The sequence below is a fragment of the Clavibacter sp. CT19 genome (assembly GCF_027858075.1).
Classification (GTDB): Bacteria; Actinomycetota; Actinomycetes; order Actinomycetales; family Microbacteriaceae; genus Clavibacter; species Clavibacter tessellarius_A.
Genome location: NZ_JAQHYR010000008.1, coordinates 58,568 through 76,031, shown reverse-complemented (window position 1 = coordinate 76,031; position 17,464 = coordinate 58,568). Strand labels below are relative to the sequence as shown.

The window sequence follows — 17,464 nt, the reverse complement described above, 5'->3', positions numbered from 1 at the left end:
GGCGGATGCGTCAGCGAGGCTGCTGCTTGCTGCTGCACGAGCAGCACGTGCTGCAGCAGAGGGTGACGTCGGCCATCACGACCTCCGCCTCCCGCCCGCGGTGCGTGATGGTGAAGCCGAACGCCTCCGCGAGCAGCGCGTCGGCGCGCGCCGCGTCGACCTCCTCGACGCGCGTGGGCGCCTCCGCGAGCGCCGATGCTCCCGTGCGGGCCGGTCCTTCCATGAGCAGGGTCATGCCGTTTCCTCTCTCCGTGCTGGTGTGGGTGGGTGGGACGACGCCTTTCTAGCACGATCCTCCGTGCCCTGGTCGGAAACGCATTGCCTGTTGACAAGCCCGTGGTCGGGCAGCATGATCCGCCCGCGCGAGGTCCCCGGGGCACCGGATCCGCGGCGTACCCTGGAGCCCGTGACGGACGAGATGCTGGCCTTCCCGTGGGAGGACGACCTGGCACCCGCCGCACCCGCGCCGCCGCCTCCCCCGCCGCACCTCACGCGCATCGTCGCCCACTCGTCCGACCGGGTCGCGTGGCTCCGCGCGCGCAGCTTCGGCATCACGGCGACCGACGTGGCCCGCCTCGCGACCGACGCCTCCCTCCAGGCCGTCGCGCTCGAGAAGCTCTACGGATCCGGTTTCGGCGGCAACCGCTACACGGACCACGGGCGCGAGCGCGAGCCCGAGATCGCCCGCTGGGTCGAGGCGGAGCACGGCATCGTCCCGAGCGCGCACCTGTTCCACGCCGAGGGGCAGCGCCGGCACCTGGCGACCCCCGACGGCGTGGGCCTCCGCGCCGACGGCCGGCTCGAGCTCGCCGAGATCAAGACCACCGCGAAGCCGTGGCGGAGCATCCCGCGCAACTACCTGCGGCAGATCTGGTGGCAGCAGTACGTGCTCGGCGCCGAGCGCTCGCTCATCGTCTGGGAGCAGCACGTGGACTTCGTACCCGTGCACGACATCCCGAAGTGGAAGTGGATCGACCGGGACGAGGCCGAGATCGCGGCGCTCGTGGCGCGCGCGAACGACCTCATCGCCCTCATCGTGCGCATGGCGAACGCGCCCGCGGGAGCCCGCGGGCTGGCCTGACCCGCCCCGGCACGACGCCGACCGGTCCCGCCCGCGCATTCTTCTCGCCCGGGGAACACCGCGGAAACACGCCTGACTCATCCGCCGACTTCACTGGTGGTGCGGGGGCGCGGTGGGATCCACCGCACCGTCACGTCCGAGGGAGGGTCGCACCATGAGCCAGGTCGTCCAGTCGAGAGCCGGCGTCGCCGCCCAGGCCCAGCGGGATCGCGCGGCCGCGTCCCTCGCCCTCGCCCCGCTCGGCGCCACCATGCGCGCCGCCGTCGTCACGGAGACGGGCGGGCCCGAGGTGCTGCGGATGGCCGACGTGCCCGTGCCGCGCCGCCTCGACTCCGAGGTGCTCGTGAAGGTCGTCGCCGCGGGCGTGAACCCGGTCGACCTGCGGCTGCGCGCCGGCGGGCCCGGCGGCCCGGCGCTCGGCGCCCTGCCTGCGGTGCTCGGGCGCGACTTCAGCGGCGTCGTCGTCGAGTCGCCCTACGAGGACCACGCGCTGCACCCGGGCGACGAGGTCTTCGGCCTGGCCATGGCGCCGCGGATGCCCGGCAGCTACGCCCCCTACGTCGCCGTCCCCAGCGTCAGCCTCGCCCGGAAGCCCGCGCGCCTGTCGCACGTGGAGGCCGCGGCGACGCCCGTCAGCGCGCTCACCGCGTGGGGCATGGTCGTCGACATCGGCAAGGCGCACGAGGGCCAGGTCGTGCTGGTGCACGCGGGGGCCGGCGGGGTCGGCCACTTCGCGGTGCAGTTCGCGCGGCACTTCGGCGCCCGCGTGATCGCGACCGGCTCGCCCCGCAACGTCGACTGGCTGGCGGAGCTCGGCGCCGACGAGGTCATCGACCGCACGCAGGTGCGCTTCGAGGACGTGCTCGCCGACGTCGACGTGGTGATCGACCTGGTCGGCAACTGCACGGACGACACCGGCACCCGCTCGCTCCCGGTGCTGCGCCGCGGCGGCCTGATCGTCAGCGCGCCGATGCAGGGCTGGCCGACGCTCGTGCAGGACGCCGCCGCCGCGGGCGTGCGCGCCACCCACTACGAGGTCGCGCCCGACGGGCAGACGCTGGCGGTCATCGCCCGGCTGCTCGAGTCGGGCGACATCCGGGTCTACGTCGACGAGGTCTTCGATCTGCAGGACGCCGCCGAGGCGCACCGCCACATGGAGAGCGGGCGGGCGCGCGGCAAGGTCGTGCTGAACGTGTCGCGCGGCTGATCCGGGGACCTCGTCACGGGGTGGGATCCGCCAGCGGCCGCTCCATGACGCGGTCGGTCTCCACGGAGTCCGCGAGGCGGAACGACCGCGTGCCGACGATGCGGAACCCCTGGCTCGCGTAGAACCGGATCGCGCGCGCGTTGTGCTCGTTGACCCCGAGCCAGATGCCCGCCAGGGAGTCGGCACCGCGCTCCCCCGCCAGCCCGCGCGCCGCACGCAGCGTCTCCGCCATCAGCGGGCGTGCGACGCCGGCCCCGTGGGATCCGCGCTCGACGTAGACCTTGCTCAGCTCGATGTCGGGCCGCAGCCGCAGCGCGCCCGCGACGTCGGGATCCGCGGGCGGAGTCGCCACGATCATCGTGTAGCCGACCGCGCGGCCGTCGACCTCCGCGAGCAGCACGCGATGCGCCGGGCTCGCCAGGTGCGCGGCGAAGCGCGCGGGCGAGAGGACCGTCCGGACGTGCTCGGCGATCGCCTCCGCCGTCGTGCGCGGCGGGCAGGCGAGGGCGAAGGTGCGGGCAGCGAGGGCCGCCACCGCGTCGGCGTCCGCGGGCGTCGCGACGCGGAGGGAGGGGACGGCGGGATCCGGGATGCTCACCCCTCGAGCCTAGGCAGCGCCGGACCCCGGGAACGACGGAAGGGCCCGCCGAAGCGGGCCCTTCCTGTGCTGCTGGTCGTGCGTGCGCTCGTCGCGCGGTGGGGCTAGATGGAGTTGACGTCCACCGGGATGCCGGGGCCGAAGGTCGTGGAGACCGTGGCCTTCTGCACGTAGCGGCCCTTGGAGGAGGACGGCTTGAGGCGGACGATCTCCTCGAGCGCGGCGCCGACGTTCTCGGAGAGCTGCTCGGGCGAGAAGCTCGCCTTGCCGACCACGAAGTGGACGTTCGCGTGCTTGTCGACGCGGAACTCGATCTTGCCGCCCTTGATGTCGGACACCGCGCGCGCGACGTCCGGGGTGACCGTTCCGGTCTTGGGGTTGGGCATGAGGCCACGCGGTCCGAGGACCTTTCCGAGGCGTCCCACCTTGCCCATGAGCTCGGGCGTCGAGACGGCGGAGTCGAACGACGTGTAGCCGCCCGCCACCTTCTCGATGAGCTCGTCGCCGCCGACCTCGTCGGCTCCGGCGGCGATGGCCGCCTCGGCTGCGGGGCCCGTCGCGAAGACGATGACGCGGGCGGTCTTGCCGGTACCGTGGGGAAGGATGACGGTGCCGCGGACCATCTGGTCTGCCTTGCGCGGGTCGACGCCGAGCTTGAGCGCGACCTCGACGGTGCTGTCGAACTTGCTGGATCCGGTCTCGCGCGCGAGCTCGACGGCCTCGGAGGCGGTGTACGCCTTCGTCGGGTCGATCTTCTCGGCTGCGGCCCGGTAGGCCTTTGACTTCGCCATTCGTGTCTCCTGTTTCGAGAGTGCGGTGGATGTGAGCCTGGCTGGCTCTCCCGCGTGATGCTGGAGCGGATCCCGGACGGGATCCGCGGGTGGTGGAGGCTAGGCCTCGACCGTGATGCCCATGGAGCGGGCGGTGCCGGCGATGATCTTCGCCGCGGCGTCGATGTCGTTGGCGTTGAGGTCGGCCTGCTTCTGCTCGGCGATCTCGCGGACCTGGTCCATCGTGAGCTTCGCGACCTTGACCGTGTGCGGCGTGCCCGAGCCCTTGGCGACTCCGGCGGCCTTCTTGATGAGCTCCGCGGCCGGGGGCGTCTTCAGGATGAACGTGAACGTCCGGTCCTCGTAGACGGTGATCTCGACGGGGATGACGTTGCCGCGCTGCGACTCGGTCTGGGCGTTGTACGCCTTGCAGAACTCCATGATGTTGACGCCGTGCTGTCCCAGCGCCGGCCCGATGGGCGGTGCGGGGTTGGCGGCGCCGGCCTTGATCTGCAGCTTGATCAGACCCGTGACCTTCTTCTTCGGTGCCATTTCTCTTCCTTCTCCTTGATTGCTAGATCGAGCGGGCCGCGCGGCCCGACCGCCTAGAGCTTGGTGACCTGGTCGAAGCTGAGCTCGACCGGGGTCTCGCGCTCGAACAGGGAGACGAGGACCGTGAGCTTGCCGCTCTCGGGCTTGATCTCGCTGATGGAGCCGGGGAGGCCCGCGAACGAGCCCTCCTTGATCGTGATGGTCTCGCCGATCTCGAAGTCGACCTCGGCCGCGACGACGCGCTGGGCCTGGCCGCCCTTGGTGGGCTGGCCCTTGACCTGCGCCACCTCCTTGATCTCGACGAGGCTCTTCAGCATGGAGAAGGCCTCCTCGAAGCGCAGCGGCGTGGGGTTGTGGGCGTTGCCCACGAAGCCCGTGACGCCGGGGGTGTGGCGGACGACCGACCAGCTGTCCTCGTTGAGGCTCATGCGCACGAGCACGTAGCCCGGGATGCGCACGCGGTTGACCATCTTGCGCTGGCCGTTCTTGATCTCGACGACGTCCTCCATCGGGACCTCGATCTGGTAGATGTCGTCCTCCATGTTGAGCGACACCATGCGGTTCTCGATGTTGCTCTTCACGCGGCGCTCGAAGCCCGCGTAGGAGTGGATGACGTACCACTTGCCCGGCTTGGAGCGGAGCTCCTTGCGGAAGTCCTCGTACGGGTCGACATCGGAGTCGTCCTCGACGGCGTCGTCGGCGGGCACCAGGTCGGCCTCGGCCTGGGCGACGTCCTCGGCGGTGGCGGGCGGGACGTCGGCGGGCTCGAGCGCCTCCTCGGCCGCCTCCTCCTCGGCCTCGTCGTCGGTCGCCTCGACGGCGGCCTCGGCCTCGTCGGGCGAGTCGATGTCGAGGGCGTCCTCGACGATGGCGTCGGCCTCGGGGTCCTCGACGGACTCCATCGCGTCGAGCGCCGCCGTCAGGTCGGTCTCGACCGAGTCGGACTCGACGTGCAGGGCGGTGTGCTCCGCCGCGTCCGAGCTCTCCTCGGAGGACTCGATGGCGTGGCCCTCCTGGACCTCGTCCACCTCGGAGGACTGCTCCGCCGCGGGGGCGAGGTCGACGTCGTCGCGCTTGCTCTCAGCCAATGGATCTACTTCCCTCGTTCTTCGTCGTGCGTTGCCGTTCCGTGCCGTGCTGATCCCGCGCCGGGCCGCGCGGATGCGGGATCCGTGGGGATCCCGGCCGCCGTCGTGCCCGCGCGATGCCGGGCCGGTGTCCCGCCCGCTGTCCGCGTCCGTCCCGTCCCGCCCTCGCGGGCGGGCCTGGTGCTAGGCGCCGTTGCCGAACACCACGATGGAGAGGTACCCGAACAGCTGGTCGAGGAGGGAGACGATCACCATCATCACGATGACGAAGGCCAGCACCACTCCCGTGAACGTGAGCAGCTCCTTGCGGGTGGGGGTGACCACCTTCTTGAGCTCCTGCACGACCTGCTTGATGAAGAGCACCAGCCGGGCGAAGGGGTTGCGTCGTGCATCCCGCTGCTCGCGAGCCTGCGCGACGATCTCCTCGCTGGGCTCGTCGACGATCTTCCGCGCCACGCGTGGGTCCCTTCCTGCATTGCTCGGCTCCGCCCGGAGTTCGGGCGAGCCGCGATGTCACGTGCCCGGGGACCCGTTCCATCTAGCAGGGCGGACAGGACTCGAACCTGCAACCTGCGGTTTTGGAGACCGCTGCTCTACCAATTGAGCCACCACCCTCTGCGTCGACATCCGCCCCGCGCCCTTCGCGACCCTCCCTCTCGGACCGTGCGAGCACAGACGGAAGAGGGCGCGGAAGAGCATGGCGGAGATACCGACCCGGACGAGTGTACCAGCATCCGCGCCCACCCGGTCCGAGCGTCCGTCCGGGGACCGCGGACCCCGCGTGGCGCACGGGCCGGATCCCTATGCTCATGGGCATGGCCGAACCGCAGAGCACCGTCCCCCTCAGCCGCGTCTCCACCCGCATCGGATCCATCGCCGAGTCCGCGACCCTCAAGGTCGACGGCAAGGCCAAGGCCCTGCAGGCCGCCGGACGCCCCGTCATCAGCTTCGCCGCGGGCGAGCCCGACTTCCCGACGCCCGACTACGTGGTCGAGGCCGCGGTCGAGGCGGCGCGCGATCCCCGCAACCACCGCTACACCGCCGCCGCCGGCCTGCCCGACCTGCGTGAGGCGATCGCCGAGAAGACGCGCACGTCGTCGGGCCTCGACGTCGGGATCGACCGGATCATCGTCACCAACGGCGGCAAGCAGGCCGTCTACCAGGCCTTCCAGACGCTGCTCGACCAGGGCGACGAGGTCCTGGTGCCCACGCCGTACTGGACCACGTACCCCGAGGCCATCCGGCTCGCGGGCGGCGTGCCCGTCGACGTCTTCGCGGGCGCCGACCAGGGCTACCTCGTCACCGTCGAGCAGCTCGAGGCGGCGTGGACCCCGCGCACCAAGGTGCTGCTGTTCGTCTCGCCCTCGAACCCCACGGGCGCCGTCTACTCGCGGGAGCAGACCCGCGAGATCGGCGAGTGGGCGGACTCGAAGGGCCTCTGGGTCATCAGCGACGAGATCTACCAGGACCTCGTCTACGACGGGGCCGAGGCCGCGAGCATCGTCGACGTGGTGCCGGCGCTGGCCGACCGCACGATCCTCGTCAACGGCGTCGCCAAGACGTACGCGATGACCGGGTGGCGCGTCGGGTGGATGGTCGGCCCGGCCGACGCCATCAAGGCCGCCGGCAACCTGCAGTCGCACCTCTCCTCCAACGTGTCCAACGTCTCGCAGCGCGCGGCCATCGCGGCGCTCCGGGGCCCGCGCGACACCGTCGACCGGATGCGCGAGGCCTTCGACCGCCGCCGCCGCACGATCGTCGCCGAGCTCGACGCCATCCCCGGCTTCGTCACCCCCACGCCGCAGGGCGCGTTCTACGTCTACCCCGACGTGACGGGGCTCTTCGGCCGCGACATCGACGGCGTCACGCCGACCACCTCGCTCGAGGTCGCCGACGTGCTGCTCGAGAAGGCCGAGGTCGCGGCGGTCCCCGGCGAGGCCTTCGGCCCGAGCGGCTTCCTGCGCTTCAGCTACGCGCTCGGCGACGAGGCGCTGCTCGAGGGCGTGCGCCGGATCCGCGACCTGCTGGCCTGATCCGCGATCCGGCCCGTGCGGGTCGGCCCGGCCCTAGAGGGAGAGGCCGACCAGCACGGGCTCGGGCTGCAGGATCACGCCGTGCTCGCTCATCACGCGGCCCTGCACGTAGCGCGCGAGGGCGGCGACGTCCTCGGCGGTCGCGGTGCCGCGGTTGGTGAGCGCGAGCGTGTGCTTGGAGGAGACGGCCGCGCCGGACCCCGGCAGCCGGAATCCGCGGTGCACGCCCGCGTGCTCGATGAGCCACGCGGCGCTGAGCTTCACGCCCGCGGGCGCACGGCGGCGGCGCTCGACGGCCTGGCGCTCGATGGCCTCGGCCACCTCCCACTCGTCGCCGAGCGGCACGACGAGGTCCTCGGGCGGCGCCTCCTGCGGCCAGCGCGGGGCGTCGGCCGGGAGCGTGCGCGCGAAGGCCGCGCTGACGATCGGGTTGGTGAAGAACGAGCCGGCGCTCCAGGTGTCGTGGTCGGCGTCGTCGAGCACCATCCCCTTGGACCCGCGGAGTGCCAGCACGGTCTCGCGCACGCGGGCGACCGGGACGCGATCCCCGAGCTCCACGCCGAGCGCGCCCGCGAGCTGCGGGTACGCGATGGGCAGGCCGAGCGCGTCGGGGCCCTCCCCGCGGGTGAGCGCGAAGTCGACGGAGAGCACGACGCCCACCCGGCCGCGCTTGAGCGACGACGTGCGGTAGCCGAGCCCGAGGTCCGCGGCGGTCAGCCGCTCGACCGCGCCCGTCTCGTAGTCGAGGAGGTCGACGCCCTCGAGGACATCGGCGACCTCCTGCCCGTACGCGCCGATGTTCTGCACGGGCGCGGCCCCGGTGGACCCGGGGATGCCCGAGAGCGCCTCGAGCCCGGCCAGCCCGTCGGCCACGGTGCGCGCGACGAGCGCGTCCCACGGCTCGCCCGCCTGCACGCGCACGAGGACGGTCCCGTCGGCCCGCTCCGCGCCGACCTCGACGCCGCGCGTGGCGATGCGGATGACGCTGCCGGCCACGCCCTCGTCCGAGATGAGGGAGTTGGACCCGCCGCCGATGACGTGCCAGTCCTCGCCCACGGCCCACAGGCCGGTGAGGATCTCGACGAGCTCGTCGCGCTCGCTCACGGTGACGAGCTCCTCGGCCGGGCCGCCGACGCGCAGCGTGGTGAGGTCGGCGAGCGGGGCGTCGCGATGGGTCTGGATCGTCATGGGGCCCTACGCCAGCCGGACCTGCGCCTGCGCGCGGCCGAGGACGGTCTTGCCGTCGACGGACACGGCCACGTCGATGCGCACGGTGCCCGCCTCCACGTCGATGGCGCCGACCTTGGCGACGATGGTCAGGTCCTGCCCGTCGGCGGGATCCACGACCACGGGCCGCGTGAACCGCACGCCGTAGGAGATGATGCGCGACGGGTCGCCCGCCCAGTCGGCCACCGGCTGCACGGCCTGGCCCATGGTGAGCATGCCGTGGGCGAGCACGCCCGGCAGGCCGACCGACGCGGCGACGTCGTCGCGGTAGTGGATGGGGTTGAAGTCGCCCGAGGCGCCGGCGTAGCGGACGAGGGAGTCGCGCGTGAGGTGGATCGCGCGCTCGGCGACGACGTCGCCCACGGAGAGGTCGGCGAGCACGGGCACGGCGGATGCGGCGCTCACGCGTCGTCCCCGCGGACCACGAGGGTGGAGACGGCCGTGACGACGTGGGCGCCCGTGGCATCCGTCATCGCGGACTCCGCGGTCACCATCGCGTTCCCGCCGAGGGTGGCGACCTTGGTCACGGTGAGCGTGGCGGTGAGCTCGTCGCCCGCGACCACCGGCCGGGAGTACGTGAAGGCCTGCTCGCCGTGGACCACGCGGCTGAAGTCGATGCCGGCGTCGGGCTCCGCGAGCAGCTGCGCGAGCGTCGCCTCCTGCACGACGACCGGGAACGTGCTCGGGGCGACCACGTCGGCGTGGCCCGCGGCGCGCGCGGCGCGGGGATCGAGGTGGACGGGGTGAGTGGCGCCGACGGCGCGGGCGAACTCGCGCACCTTCTCGCGTCCCACCAGGTACGGGGCGGCGGCGGGGAGCACGCGGCCCTGGAGCTCTGGATTCACTGGCACCGGACGATCCTACGCGGCGGCCGCGCGAGCGCCCCGGGCGGGCCGCTCCCCCGGATGCGCTCGGACACGCGAGAGCCCCGGCCCCCACTTCTCGTGGGGACCGGGGCCCGAGGTCGCGATGCTGCCGCTGCGGCGTCAGCTGCCTACTGGCAGGAGTCGCACTGCAGGAGCTCCATGGGGTCGACGGGGATCGCGTAGCCGCCGACGGTGTCGTTGTTGTCGTAGTCCATGGGTGCCTCCCGTTGTGTCTGGATCGGGAGCCGCCGGTGCGGCTCCTCAGGTCTCGTGGCTCTCGCCCCGATGGCCTCCGGACCCGCGTCTTCGCGAGGATCCGGTGTGCTCGGCCACCCGGTGGGGCGGTGAGGTTCTCCACTATATAACCCGAACTACAGACCTGTCATTCCACTACATCTAGTGTTTCGGCGTGTCGCGGCCGCTCCCGCGCCATCATGCGGATCCGGGCCGGGCGTCCGATCCGCGACCCCGTGCGAGCCCGGCGTGTCGACCGGCCGGGACCCCGTCCGCCGCACCCCGGGCATGCGCGAGGGCCGCCGCGAACGCGTCGCGGCGGCCCTCGTGCGCGTGGTGCGCGGGGTGCGGATCAGGCGCCGCCCTCGCGCGCCTCCTTCTCCGCCTCGGACTCGCTGGCGGTGTAGTCGCCGCCAGCGGGCGCCTCGCGGCGCTCCTCGTCGTGGGCGTCGGGGACGGGGTTGCCCTGGGTCTTGTAGAGCACGTCGTCGTGCTCGGCGCTCGAGGCGTGGTCGGGGTGGTCGGGGGATTCGTGGTGGGTCATGCCCGGAGGCTACGCCGCGGGGGCGGGCGCCGGAAGGGCGACGGGCGCGGCCGGACACGGGCGCGGAGGCGGCTACGGGCGCGGCTGCGGCTGCGCGCACGGCGGTGCGGATCCCGAGGGCGGCATCTCGCAGCACCGGCGAGCGGGCAGAGGAAAGGCCCCGGAACCTGGCGAGAGGTGTCCGGGGCCTATCGAGGAGGGCGGACCCCGAGGGATCCGCGCTTCCGTAGCGGGAGCGGGACTTGAACCCGCGACACCACGATTATGAGCCGTGTGCTCTAACCACCTGAGCTACCCCGCCACGATCCCTGCGGCCGACCGCAGCCGGACCGGTGAGGATCGAGCCCCCAGTGAGGATTGAACTCACTACCTCTTCCTTACCAAGGAAGTGCTCTACCAATGAGCTATGGGGGCGTGCCCGGGCGCGTCGGAGACGCGCTGGAACCCTACGACGATAGCAGGTCCCGGGCCGCCCCCGGGACGCGGGGCGGCCCGGGGGCGGGGGCCATCGGGCGATCGCGGGATCAGACCGCGGAGAGCTCGGCGACCTCGTCGGCCGTCAGCTCGAGGTCCACCGACGCGAGCAGGTCGGGCAGCTGCGTGAGGTCGCGGGCGCTCGCGATGGGCGCGGTGACCGACGGCTGGGCCCGGAGCCAGGCGAGCGAGACCGTGGTGACGGAGACGCCGTGCGCCTCGGCGACCCGGTCGAGGACCTCGAGCAGGGCGCGGCCGTGGTCGTCGTGGTACTTCGACGCGGTGCCGGCGCGGGGGCTGTCGACCTCGCCGCCGCGGTACTTGCCCGTGAGGAAGCCGCTGGCGAGGCTCGAGTACGGGGCGGAGGCGATGCCCTCGCGGATCAGCAGGTCGGCGAGCTCGCCCTCGTAGGCGTCGCGCTCGACGAGGTTGTAGCGGTTCTGCAGCACCTCGAAGCGGGCGACGCCCTCCCGGGCCGAGACGTCGAGCGCGGCCTGCAGGCGCTCCGCGGTGAAGTTGGAGGCGCCGATCGCGCGGACCTTGCCCTCGGCGACGAGCTCGGCGAGCGCCGTGACGGTCTCCTCGATCGGGGTCTCCTGGTCGTCGACGTGCGCGTAGTAGAGGTCGATCGCGTCGACGCCGAGCCGACGGAGGCTGGCCTCGACGCCGCGGCGGACGCTGTCGCGCGAGGTGCCCTTCGCGGCCTCGTGGGCGCCGACCTTCGTGGCGATGATCAGGCCGTCGGGGCGACCGCGGTCCGCGAGCCAGCGGCCGATGATCTCCTCGGACTCGCCGCCGGAGTTGCCGGGCTTCCACGCGGAGTAGACGTCGGCGGTGTCGACGAAGTTCCCGCCGGCCGCGACGTAGGCGTCGAGGAGCTGGAAGGAGGTCGCCTCGTCGGCTGTCCAGCCGAAGACGTTGCCGCCGAAGGACAGGGGGCTCACCTCCAGGCCGCTGGATCCGAGGGGCACGCGTGCGGGGTTCGTCATGGCTGATCTCCTTCGTCCGGTGATGGCGGCGGGCCGCCGCCTCCAGGGTCAAGCCGCGGCGCGCGCCCGGCTATTCCGCTGTTCCCCGGCCCGCGGTCGTCGGCGGGGTCGGCCAGGGGGCGTCACCTAGGCTCGATCCCATGACTCCGCCCTCCCCCACAGCGCCCGCCCCGGCTGCCCGGGACGCCCTCCTGACCCGTCCCGACGGCGACGACGCGCCCGGCACCGGATCCGAGTGGTGGCGCACCGCCGTCATCTACCAGGTCTACCCCCGCTCGTTCGCCGACTCGGACGGCGACGGCATCGGCGACCTCCCCGGCATCACCGAGCGGCTGCCCGCGCTCCGCGAGCTCGGCGTCGACGCGATCTGGCTCTCCCCCTTTTTCCTCTCCCCGCAGAACGACGCCGGCTACGACGTGGCCGACTACTGCGCGGTGGACCCGCTGTTCGGCACCCTCGACGACTTCGACCGGATGCAGCGCCGCGCGCACGAGCTCGGCCTCCGCGTGATCATCGACATCGTCCCGAACCACACCTCCTCCGAGCACCGCTGGTTCCAGGAGGCGATCGCGACCCCCGCCGGGAGCGAGGAGCGCGCGCGCTACATGCTCCGCGACGGGAAGGGCGCCGACGGCGAGCTGCCGCCGAACAACTGGGAGTCGATCTTCGGCGGCCCGGCCTGGTCCCGCCTCACGGAGCCCGACGGCACGCCCGGCCAGTGGTACCTGCACCTGTTCGACTCCTCGCAGCCCGACCTCGACTGGACGAACCCGTGGGTGCGCGAGCGCTTCCGCGAGATCCTCCGCTTCTGGCTCGACCGCGGCGTGGACGGCTTCCGCGTGGACGTGGCGCACGGCATGGTCAAGGCGCCCGGCCTCCCCGACTACACGCCGCCCGAGGGCCAGGGCAGCATGGGCGGCGCCGGCGGCGCCGACGACCAGCCCGCTCCCCCGCCGCCGTACTTCGCGCAGGAAGGCGTGCACGAGATCTACCGCGAGTGGCGCGAGATCTTCGACTCGTACGAGGGCGACCGCGCCATGGTCGCCGAGGCGTGGGTCGAGCCGCTCGCGAAGCTCGCCGACTGGGTCCGCCCCGACGAGATGCACCAGGCCTTCAACTTCAGCTACCTCGAGACGCCGTGGGACGCGCAGGCGCTCCGCCGCACGATCGACGCGTCGCTCGCGACCTTCGGGTCGGTGGGCGCCCCCAGCACGTGGGTGCTGTCGAACCACGACGTGGTGCGGCACGCGAGCCGCCTCGCGCTCTCGGGTGAGAACCCGCAGGGCGTGGGCATCGGGCCGGAGTCGACCGTGACGGTCGACGAGGAGCTCGGCCTCCGTCGCGCCCGCGCCGCGAGCGCGCTCATGCTGGCGCTCCCCGGCAGCGCGTACGTCTACCAGGGCGAGGAGCTCGGCCTGCCCGAGGACACGCGCCTGCCGGACGAGGCGCGCCAGGATCCGACGTTCCACCGCACCGCGGGCGAGCGCTACGGGCGGGACGGCTGCCGCGTGCCGATCCCGTGGGAGGCCGGGAAGCCGTCGTACGGGTTCAGCGACGGCGACGCGAGCTGGCTGCCCCAGCCCGACGACTGGGACCGGTTCGCGCGCGACACCGAGCAGGCGGACCCCGCGTCCACGCTGTCGCTCTACACGGAGGCGCTGCTGCTGCGCCGCGAGCACGGCCTCGCGCTGGGCGCGATCGAGTGGATCACCGCCGAGGACGACGACGTCATCGCGTTCCGGAGCGCGGGCGTCACCGTGATCGCCAACCTCGGATCCGCGTCGGTGTCGCTGCCCGAGGGCCGCGTGCTCCTCGCCAGCCAGCCGCTGGACGGCGACGCGGTGCCGTCGGACACGACCGTGTGGATGATCGCCGGCTGACCCCTCCCCATCACGACGACGCCCCCTCGCGCCTGCAGGCGGAGGGGGCGTCATCGTGCGACGGACGCGGCGGTCGGCCGCGCGGGATGCGCTAGTTCGCGTGCTCCTTGAGCCAGGCGAAGGGATCCACCGCGGTGCCGTCCGCCATGCGGACCTCGAGGTGGAGGTGCGGGCCGGTGGACGCGCCCGTGTTGCCGACCTGGCCGATCTGCTGGCCGACCTTCACGGGATCGCCCGCCTGCACGCGCATGGAGCCCGGCAGCATGTGGCCGTAGACGCTCGTGACGAGCTGACCCTCGATGACGTGGTCGATGACGAGGTGCACGCCGAGGCCCGTGTCGCTGTTGACGGACTCGCGCACGACGCCGTCGGCGATCGCCTGGATGGGCGCGCCCATGCCGGGGGCGAAGTCGACGCCCTGGTGGTTGCTCGAGCAGCCGTTGGAGCAGGGCGCGATGCGCTTGCCGAAGACTCCGCTGATGGGCACGCCGGCCGCGAAGGGCCATTGGATCGTGCCGTTGATGTCGTTCGTGAAGGCGCCGGCGCCCGTGGACGTCTGCGCCAGCATGATCTGCTGCGGCGTCGTGGCCGTGAACGCGTCGTCGGTGCCGCCGACGACGACGGCCTCGGGGGCGGAGGAGAGCGCGATGCTCTGGCTGGGGACCGCGGTGCCCGGCGCATCCGTGACCACGTTCGCCTGCGCCATGTCCTGGCCGGTGAGGAACGCGGACGACGGCAGCGACGTGGCGATGGTGACCGTGGCGACGAACGCCATGGTCAGGAGCGTGAGGCCGCGCGAGGCGTTCGAGCGGCGGCGGCCGGCGGTGGACTCGGGCGACGGCGCCGCGAGGGCGGGACGCGAGGAGGCGGGGACGCGGCGGCCTCGGACCCGGACGTGCGGCGCGGCGGAGGGGACGCTCGCGCGCTTCGCGTGCACGAAGGAGGAGCGGCGCGCGTCTGACGCGGCGGACGCGGCGCTGCGGATCCGACGGGCGCGGGTCGCGAGCGGCACGTCGTCGGCGGAGGCGGCGACAGCGGCGGGCTCGGCGTCCGCGGGGAGGTGCGTGGTCGGCGCGGCGGGGGCCTCGACGGCGACGGGGGCGATGCGGGGAGCGGCGGGGGCCTCGGTGGCGGCGGGCGTCGGCTCGGGCTGGGGTGCGTCCTGCGCATCCGCCCGAGGGGCGAGCGCCGCCTCCGCCGCTCGGCGCTCGGCCTCGCGTCGCTCGCGTCGCGTCGGGTAGACGACCCCTGCGGTCTCGTCAGGGGTCAGCACGAGAGCCGCCGGACGGAGGACTGGGGGGCACGCGAGGCGCGGAGGACGGACAGGATCGTGGAGCTCCTAGTGCGAGGGACAGTGTGCTGCGCGGGCCGGTCGACGGGGGTCGGGGCGTGCGCGTGCGACCGGATCGAACCCGGTCGCGATGTAACGGATCGGTAAAGGCTAACCGCTGGGAGGGATTCACGCCACCCGGGGGATGCGCGCGCGGGCCTCGGGGGGCTAGGCGTCCGGCCCATCCAGCCGCTCCTCGAGGGCGCGCGCGAGGTCCGGATCCGCCGCGATCAGCAGCTCGGCGGAGGCGGGACCGCCGCCGATCCCGGTCACCCGCGCACCCGCCTCCGCGGCGATGAGCGCGCCCGCAGCGTGGTCCCACGGCTTGAGGCCGCGCTCGAAGTAGGCGTCGGTGCGGCCCGCGGCCACGTTGCAGAGGTCGAGCGACGCGGCGCCGATGCGGCGGATGTCACGCACCTCGCCGAGGAGGTCGGTGATCACGCGGCCCTGCCGGATCCGCGTCGAGGCGCCGTAGGAGAAGCCGGTGCCGACGAGCGCCAGCGACAGGGGGACGCCCGCGTTGACCGCGATGGCGCGCCCGTCGAGCTCGGCGCCGCCGCCGGCGGTCGCCGTGTAGACCTCGCCGAGGGTGGGGTTCACGACGCAGCCGGCGCGCGCGGTCCAGGTGAGCGGATCCGCCTCGCCCTCGACCACGGCGACGCTCACGGCCCACGCGGGGATGCCGTAGAGGAAGTTGACGGTGCCGTCGATCGGGTCGACGACCCAGGTGAGGCCCGACGTGCCGGAGGTGCCCTCGGACTCCTCGCCGAGGAAGCCGTCGTCGGGGCGCACGTCCCGGAGCGCCTGCCGGATGAGGTCCTCGGTCTCGCGGTCGGTGTGCGTGACGATGTCCTCGGGGCTCGACTTCGACTCGGCCACCTCGACGCCCTCGCGGCGGCGGCGGAGCGCGAGCTCCCCGGCGCGGGTCGCGATGTCGCGGGCGATGGTCAGGAGCGCGGCGTCGCCGGGGGAGGTCATGGATCCACCCTGCCAGAGGGGCGCGGGTCACCGCGCCGAGCGCTCAGGGGCGGGACCGCGGGACGGACGGCGGACCCCGGGGAGCTGATCAGGCGGGGGCGACGCCCGTGCGCTCGTCGACCGCCGGGGTCGCCGTCCCGCCCTCGTCGAGCCGCTTCCGCTCCACGCGCCGCGCGTTCCACAGCAGGGCGACGCCCAGCACCATCAGGCCGCCCGCCGCCAGCAGCGCCCACGCGCCGCCGACGTGCGTGGTGATGAGCGCGGCCACGAGCGCGCCGAGCCCCATGCAGACGATCGCGCCGATGCGGCGGGCCCACGCGGCGCCCGTTCCGCCGGCCACGCGGCTGTCGGAGGAGAGGTTCACCATCGTCATGGTCACGACGACGGTGGAGAGGTCGCGGAGGCCGATGCTCTTCACGGCCGCCGCCTGCGCGCCGAGGAGCAGCGCGAGGAAGCCCGTGATCGCGATCATCACGCCCGTGTCGAGCGCGCCGACCACGAGCCAGACCACGGCGAGCGCGAGGGTGAGCAGGGTGCCGGTGACGAGGATCCCGACGGACGAGCGCGGCAGGTGCACGTCGGTCGGCGCGCGCCGCGTGATGCGGGACGCGATCACCGCCCCGAGCATGAAGGCCACGAGCGCGACGAGGTTGTTGAGGACGGGGATGCCGGCGACGCCCACCAGGCCGAACCCGATGAAGAGGACGTTGCCGGTCATGTTGCCGGTGAAGACGCGGTCGAGCGCGAGGTAGCTCACGCCGTCGATGGCGCCGGTCGCGGTGGTCATCACGAGCAGCGCGGCGATGTAGGAGCCCTCGGGCCAGGGACGGGACACGGGCGGATCTCCTCGGCGTTCGGGCGGCGGATCCCCTCACCCTATGCGGGCCGTGTCGGGCGTCACGCGCCTGCGGCGCCCTCCCGCACGTGCTTCCGGTCGAGTCGGCGCGCGTTCACCAGCATCCCGACCCCCGTGGCCATGAGCGCGCCCGCCACGAGCAGCGCCCACGGGGCGCCGATGCGCGTGGTGATGAGCGCGGAGACCAACGCGCCGATGGCCATGCTCGCGATCGCGCCGAAGCGGCGGGCCCACGCAGCGCCCGAGCCGCCGGCGATGCGGCTGTCCGCCGACAGGCTCACGGCGGTCATCGTCACGACCACGGTGGAGAGGTCGGGCAAGCCGATTCTCTTCACGGCGGCCGCCTGCGCGCCGAGCAGCAGCGAGAACAGCCCGGTGATGACGATCATCACGCCCTTGTCGAGCGTGCCGACCGCGAACCACACCCCCGCGAGCGCGAAGGTGAGCGCGGTGCCCGTGACGAGGATCCAGACGGCGGACCTCGGCAGGCGCAGGTCCGCGGGCGCGCGGCAGGTGATGCGAGCCGCGAGCACCGCGCCGGCCATGAAGGCGAGCAGCGCGACCAGGTTGTTGAGCACGGGGACGCCGGCGACGCCCACCAGGCCGAAGCCGATGAAGATGACGTTGCCCGTCATGTTGCCGGTGAACACGCGGTCGAGGGCGAGGTAGCTGACGCCGTCGATGGCTCCGGTGGCGGCGGTCAGGACGAGCAGGGCGGCGACGTACGCGCCGTGGGGCCGGTCTCGGGGCATGACAG

The 17,464-nt window shown here is 73.2% G+C and carries 19 protein-coding genes and 3 tRNA genes; 4 read left to right on the top strand and 18 right to left on the bottom strand.

Annotation, left to right across the window (positions count from 1 at the left end; translation table 11 throughout):
• Positions 1-10 precede the first annotated feature (10 nt).
• Positions 11-235: a hypothetical protein gene (locus tag PED38_RS10960; protein ID WP_063071530.1), complete on the bottom strand. Its 225-nt coding sequence runs from the start codon at positions 233-235 to the stop codon at positions 11-13.
• A gap of 183 nt (positions 236-418) precedes the next feature.
• Between PED38_RS10960 and PED38_RS10955 the strand changes: the two genes are divergently transcribed.
• The gene (locus PED38_RS10955) at positions 419-1,081 is read left to right on the top strand and encodes a YqaJ viral recombinase family protein (RefSeq protein ID WP_012039466.1); all 663 of its coding nucleotides are present in this window, start codon (positions 419-421) and stop codon (positions 1,079-1,081) included.
• A gap of 154 nt (positions 1,082-1,235) precedes the next feature.
• Positions 1,236-2,288 (top strand): NADP-dependent oxidoreductase, encoded by a 1,053-nt coding sequence (locus PED38_RS10950; RefSeq protein WP_414763919.1) that lies wholly within the window; start codon positions 1,236-1,238, stop codon positions 2,286-2,288.
• A gap of 13 nt (positions 2,289-2,301) precedes the next feature.
• Here PED38_RS10950 and PED38_RS10945 read toward each other — a convergent pair whose 3' ends face one another.
• The 6 genes from PED38_RS10945 to PED38_RS10920 all read right to left on the bottom strand — a co-directional run bounded on the left by PED38_RS10945 (position 2,302) and on the right by PED38_RS10920 (position 5,911).
• Positions 2,302-2,886 (bottom strand): GNAT family N-acetyltransferase, encoded by a 585-nt coding sequence (locus PED38_RS10945; protein ID WP_270981230.1) that lies wholly within the window; start codon positions 2,884-2,886, stop codon positions 2,302-2,304.
• Between the two features lie 104 nt (positions 2,887-2,990).
• Positions 2,991-3,677 carry a 50S ribosomal protein L1 gene (gene rplA, locus PED38_RS10940; protein WP_063071529.1) on the bottom strand — a complete coding sequence of 229 codons (687 nt, stop codon included), beginning with the start codon at positions 3,675-3,677 and terminating at the stop codon, positions 2,991-2,993.
• 99 nt (positions 3,678-3,776) lie between these two features.
• On the bottom strand, positions 3,777-4,208 hold the full coding sequence (gene rplK, locus PED38_RS10935; RefSeq protein ID WP_012299878.1) for a 50S ribosomal protein L11: 432 nt from the start codon (positions 4,206-4,208) through the stop codon (positions 3,777-3,779).
• Positions 4,209-4,261: 53 nt separating this feature from the next.
• Positions 4,262-5,296, bottom strand: coding sequence for a transcription termination/antitermination protein NusG (nusG, locus tag PED38_RS10930; RefSeq protein WP_063071528.1), 1,035 nt, complete (start codon positions 5,294-5,296; stop codon positions 4,262-4,264).
• Positions 5,297-5,479: 183 nt separating this feature from the next.
• Entirely contained in the window at positions 5,480-5,752 is a 273-nt protein-coding gene (secE, locus tag PED38_RS10925; protein ID WP_063071527.1) for a preprotein translocase subunit SecE, read from the bottom strand.
• Positions 5,753-5,838: 86 nt separating this feature from the next.
• Positions 5,839-5,911, bottom strand: a tRNA-Trp gene (locus PED38_RS10920).
• Between the two features lie 188 nt (positions 5,912-6,099).
• Here PED38_RS10920 and PED38_RS10915 point away from each other — a divergent pair.
• Positions 6,100-7,329: a pyridoxal phosphate-dependent aminotransferase gene (locus PED38_RS10915; protein WP_063071526.1), complete on the top strand. Its 1,230-nt coding sequence runs from the start codon at positions 6,100-6,102 to the stop codon at positions 7,327-7,329.
• 33 nt (positions 7,330-7,362) lie between these two features.
• Here PED38_RS10915 and PED38_RS10910 read toward each other — a convergent pair whose 3' ends face one another.
• From PED38_RS10910 to PED38_RS10880, 7 genes are all read right to left on the bottom strand, one after another.
• On the bottom strand, positions 7,363-8,517 hold the full coding sequence (locus PED38_RS10910; protein WP_063071525.1) for a UDP-N-acetylmuramate dehydrogenase: 1,155 nt from the start codon (positions 8,515-8,517) through the stop codon (positions 7,363-7,365).
• Positions 8,518-8,523: 6 nt separating this feature from the next.
• Entirely contained in the window at positions 8,524-8,961 is a 438-nt protein-coding gene (locus PED38_RS10905; protein ID WP_270981227.1) for a MaoC/PaaZ C-terminal domain-containing protein, read from the bottom strand.
• Positions 8,958-9,407 carry an FAS1-like dehydratase domain-containing protein gene (locus PED38_RS10900; protein ID WP_086517109.1) on the bottom strand — a complete coding sequence of 150 codons (450 nt, stop codon included), beginning with the start codon at positions 9,405-9,407 and terminating at the stop codon, positions 8,958-8,960. The genes PED38_RS10905 and PED38_RS10900 overlap by 4 nt, the downstream gene beginning before the upstream one ends.
• A 601-nt stretch (positions 9,408-10,008) precedes the next feature.
• Positions 10,009-10,200 (bottom strand): hypothetical protein, encoded by a 192-nt coding sequence (locus tag PED38_RS10895; protein WP_063071522.1) that lies wholly within the window; start codon positions 10,198-10,200, stop codon positions 10,009-10,011.
• 227 nt (positions 10,201-10,427) lie between these two features.
• A tRNA-Met gene (locus tag PED38_RS10890) sits at positions 10,428-10,501 on the bottom strand.
• Positions 10,502-10,542: 41 nt separating this feature from the next.
• Positions 10,543-10,614 (bottom strand) — tRNA-Thr (locus tag PED38_RS10885).
• A 110-nt stretch (positions 10,615-10,724) separates the two neighbouring features.
• A complete protein-coding gene (locus PED38_RS10880; protein ID WP_063071521.1) occupies positions 10,725-11,663 on the bottom strand; it encodes an aldo/keto reductase in 939 nt (312 codons plus the stop codon).
• Between the two features lie 140 nt (positions 11,664-11,803).
• Between PED38_RS10880 and PED38_RS10875 the strand changes: the two genes are divergently transcribed.
• On the top strand, positions 11,804-13,543 hold the full coding sequence (locus PED38_RS10875) for a glycoside hydrolase family 13 protein (protein WP_270981226.1): 1,740 nt from the start codon (positions 11,804-11,806) through the stop codon (positions 13,541-13,543).
• 91 nt (positions 13,544-13,634) lie between these two features.
• Here PED38_RS10875 and PED38_RS10870 read toward each other — a convergent pair whose 3' ends face one another.
• The 4 genes from PED38_RS10870 to PED38_RS10855 all read right to left on the bottom strand — a co-directional run bounded on the left by PED38_RS10870 (position 13,635) and on the right by PED38_RS10855 (position 17,459).
• Complete coding sequence (locus tag PED38_RS10870; RefSeq protein ID WP_063071520.1) at positions 13,635-14,816, bottom strand: M23 family metallopeptidase; 1,182 nt, start codon at positions 14,814-14,816, stop codon at positions 13,635-13,637.
• Positions 14,817-15,041: 225 nt separating this feature from the next.
• Positions 15,042-15,851, bottom strand: coding sequence for an inositol monophosphatase family protein (locus tag PED38_RS10865; protein ID WP_063071519.1), 810 nt, complete (start codon positions 15,849-15,851; stop codon positions 15,042-15,044).
• An 88-nt stretch (positions 15,852-15,939) separates the two neighbouring features.
• A complete protein-coding gene (locus PED38_RS10860) occupies positions 15,940-16,686 on the bottom strand; it encodes a YoaK family protein (protein ID WP_063071518.1) in 747 nt (248 codons plus the stop codon).
• Between the two features lie 62 nt (positions 16,687-16,748).
• Complete coding sequence (locus tag PED38_RS10855) at positions 16,749-17,459, bottom strand: YoaK family protein (protein ID WP_063071517.1); 711 nt, start codon at positions 17,457-17,459, stop codon at positions 16,749-16,751.
• Positions 17,460-17,464 lie beyond the last annotated feature (5 nt).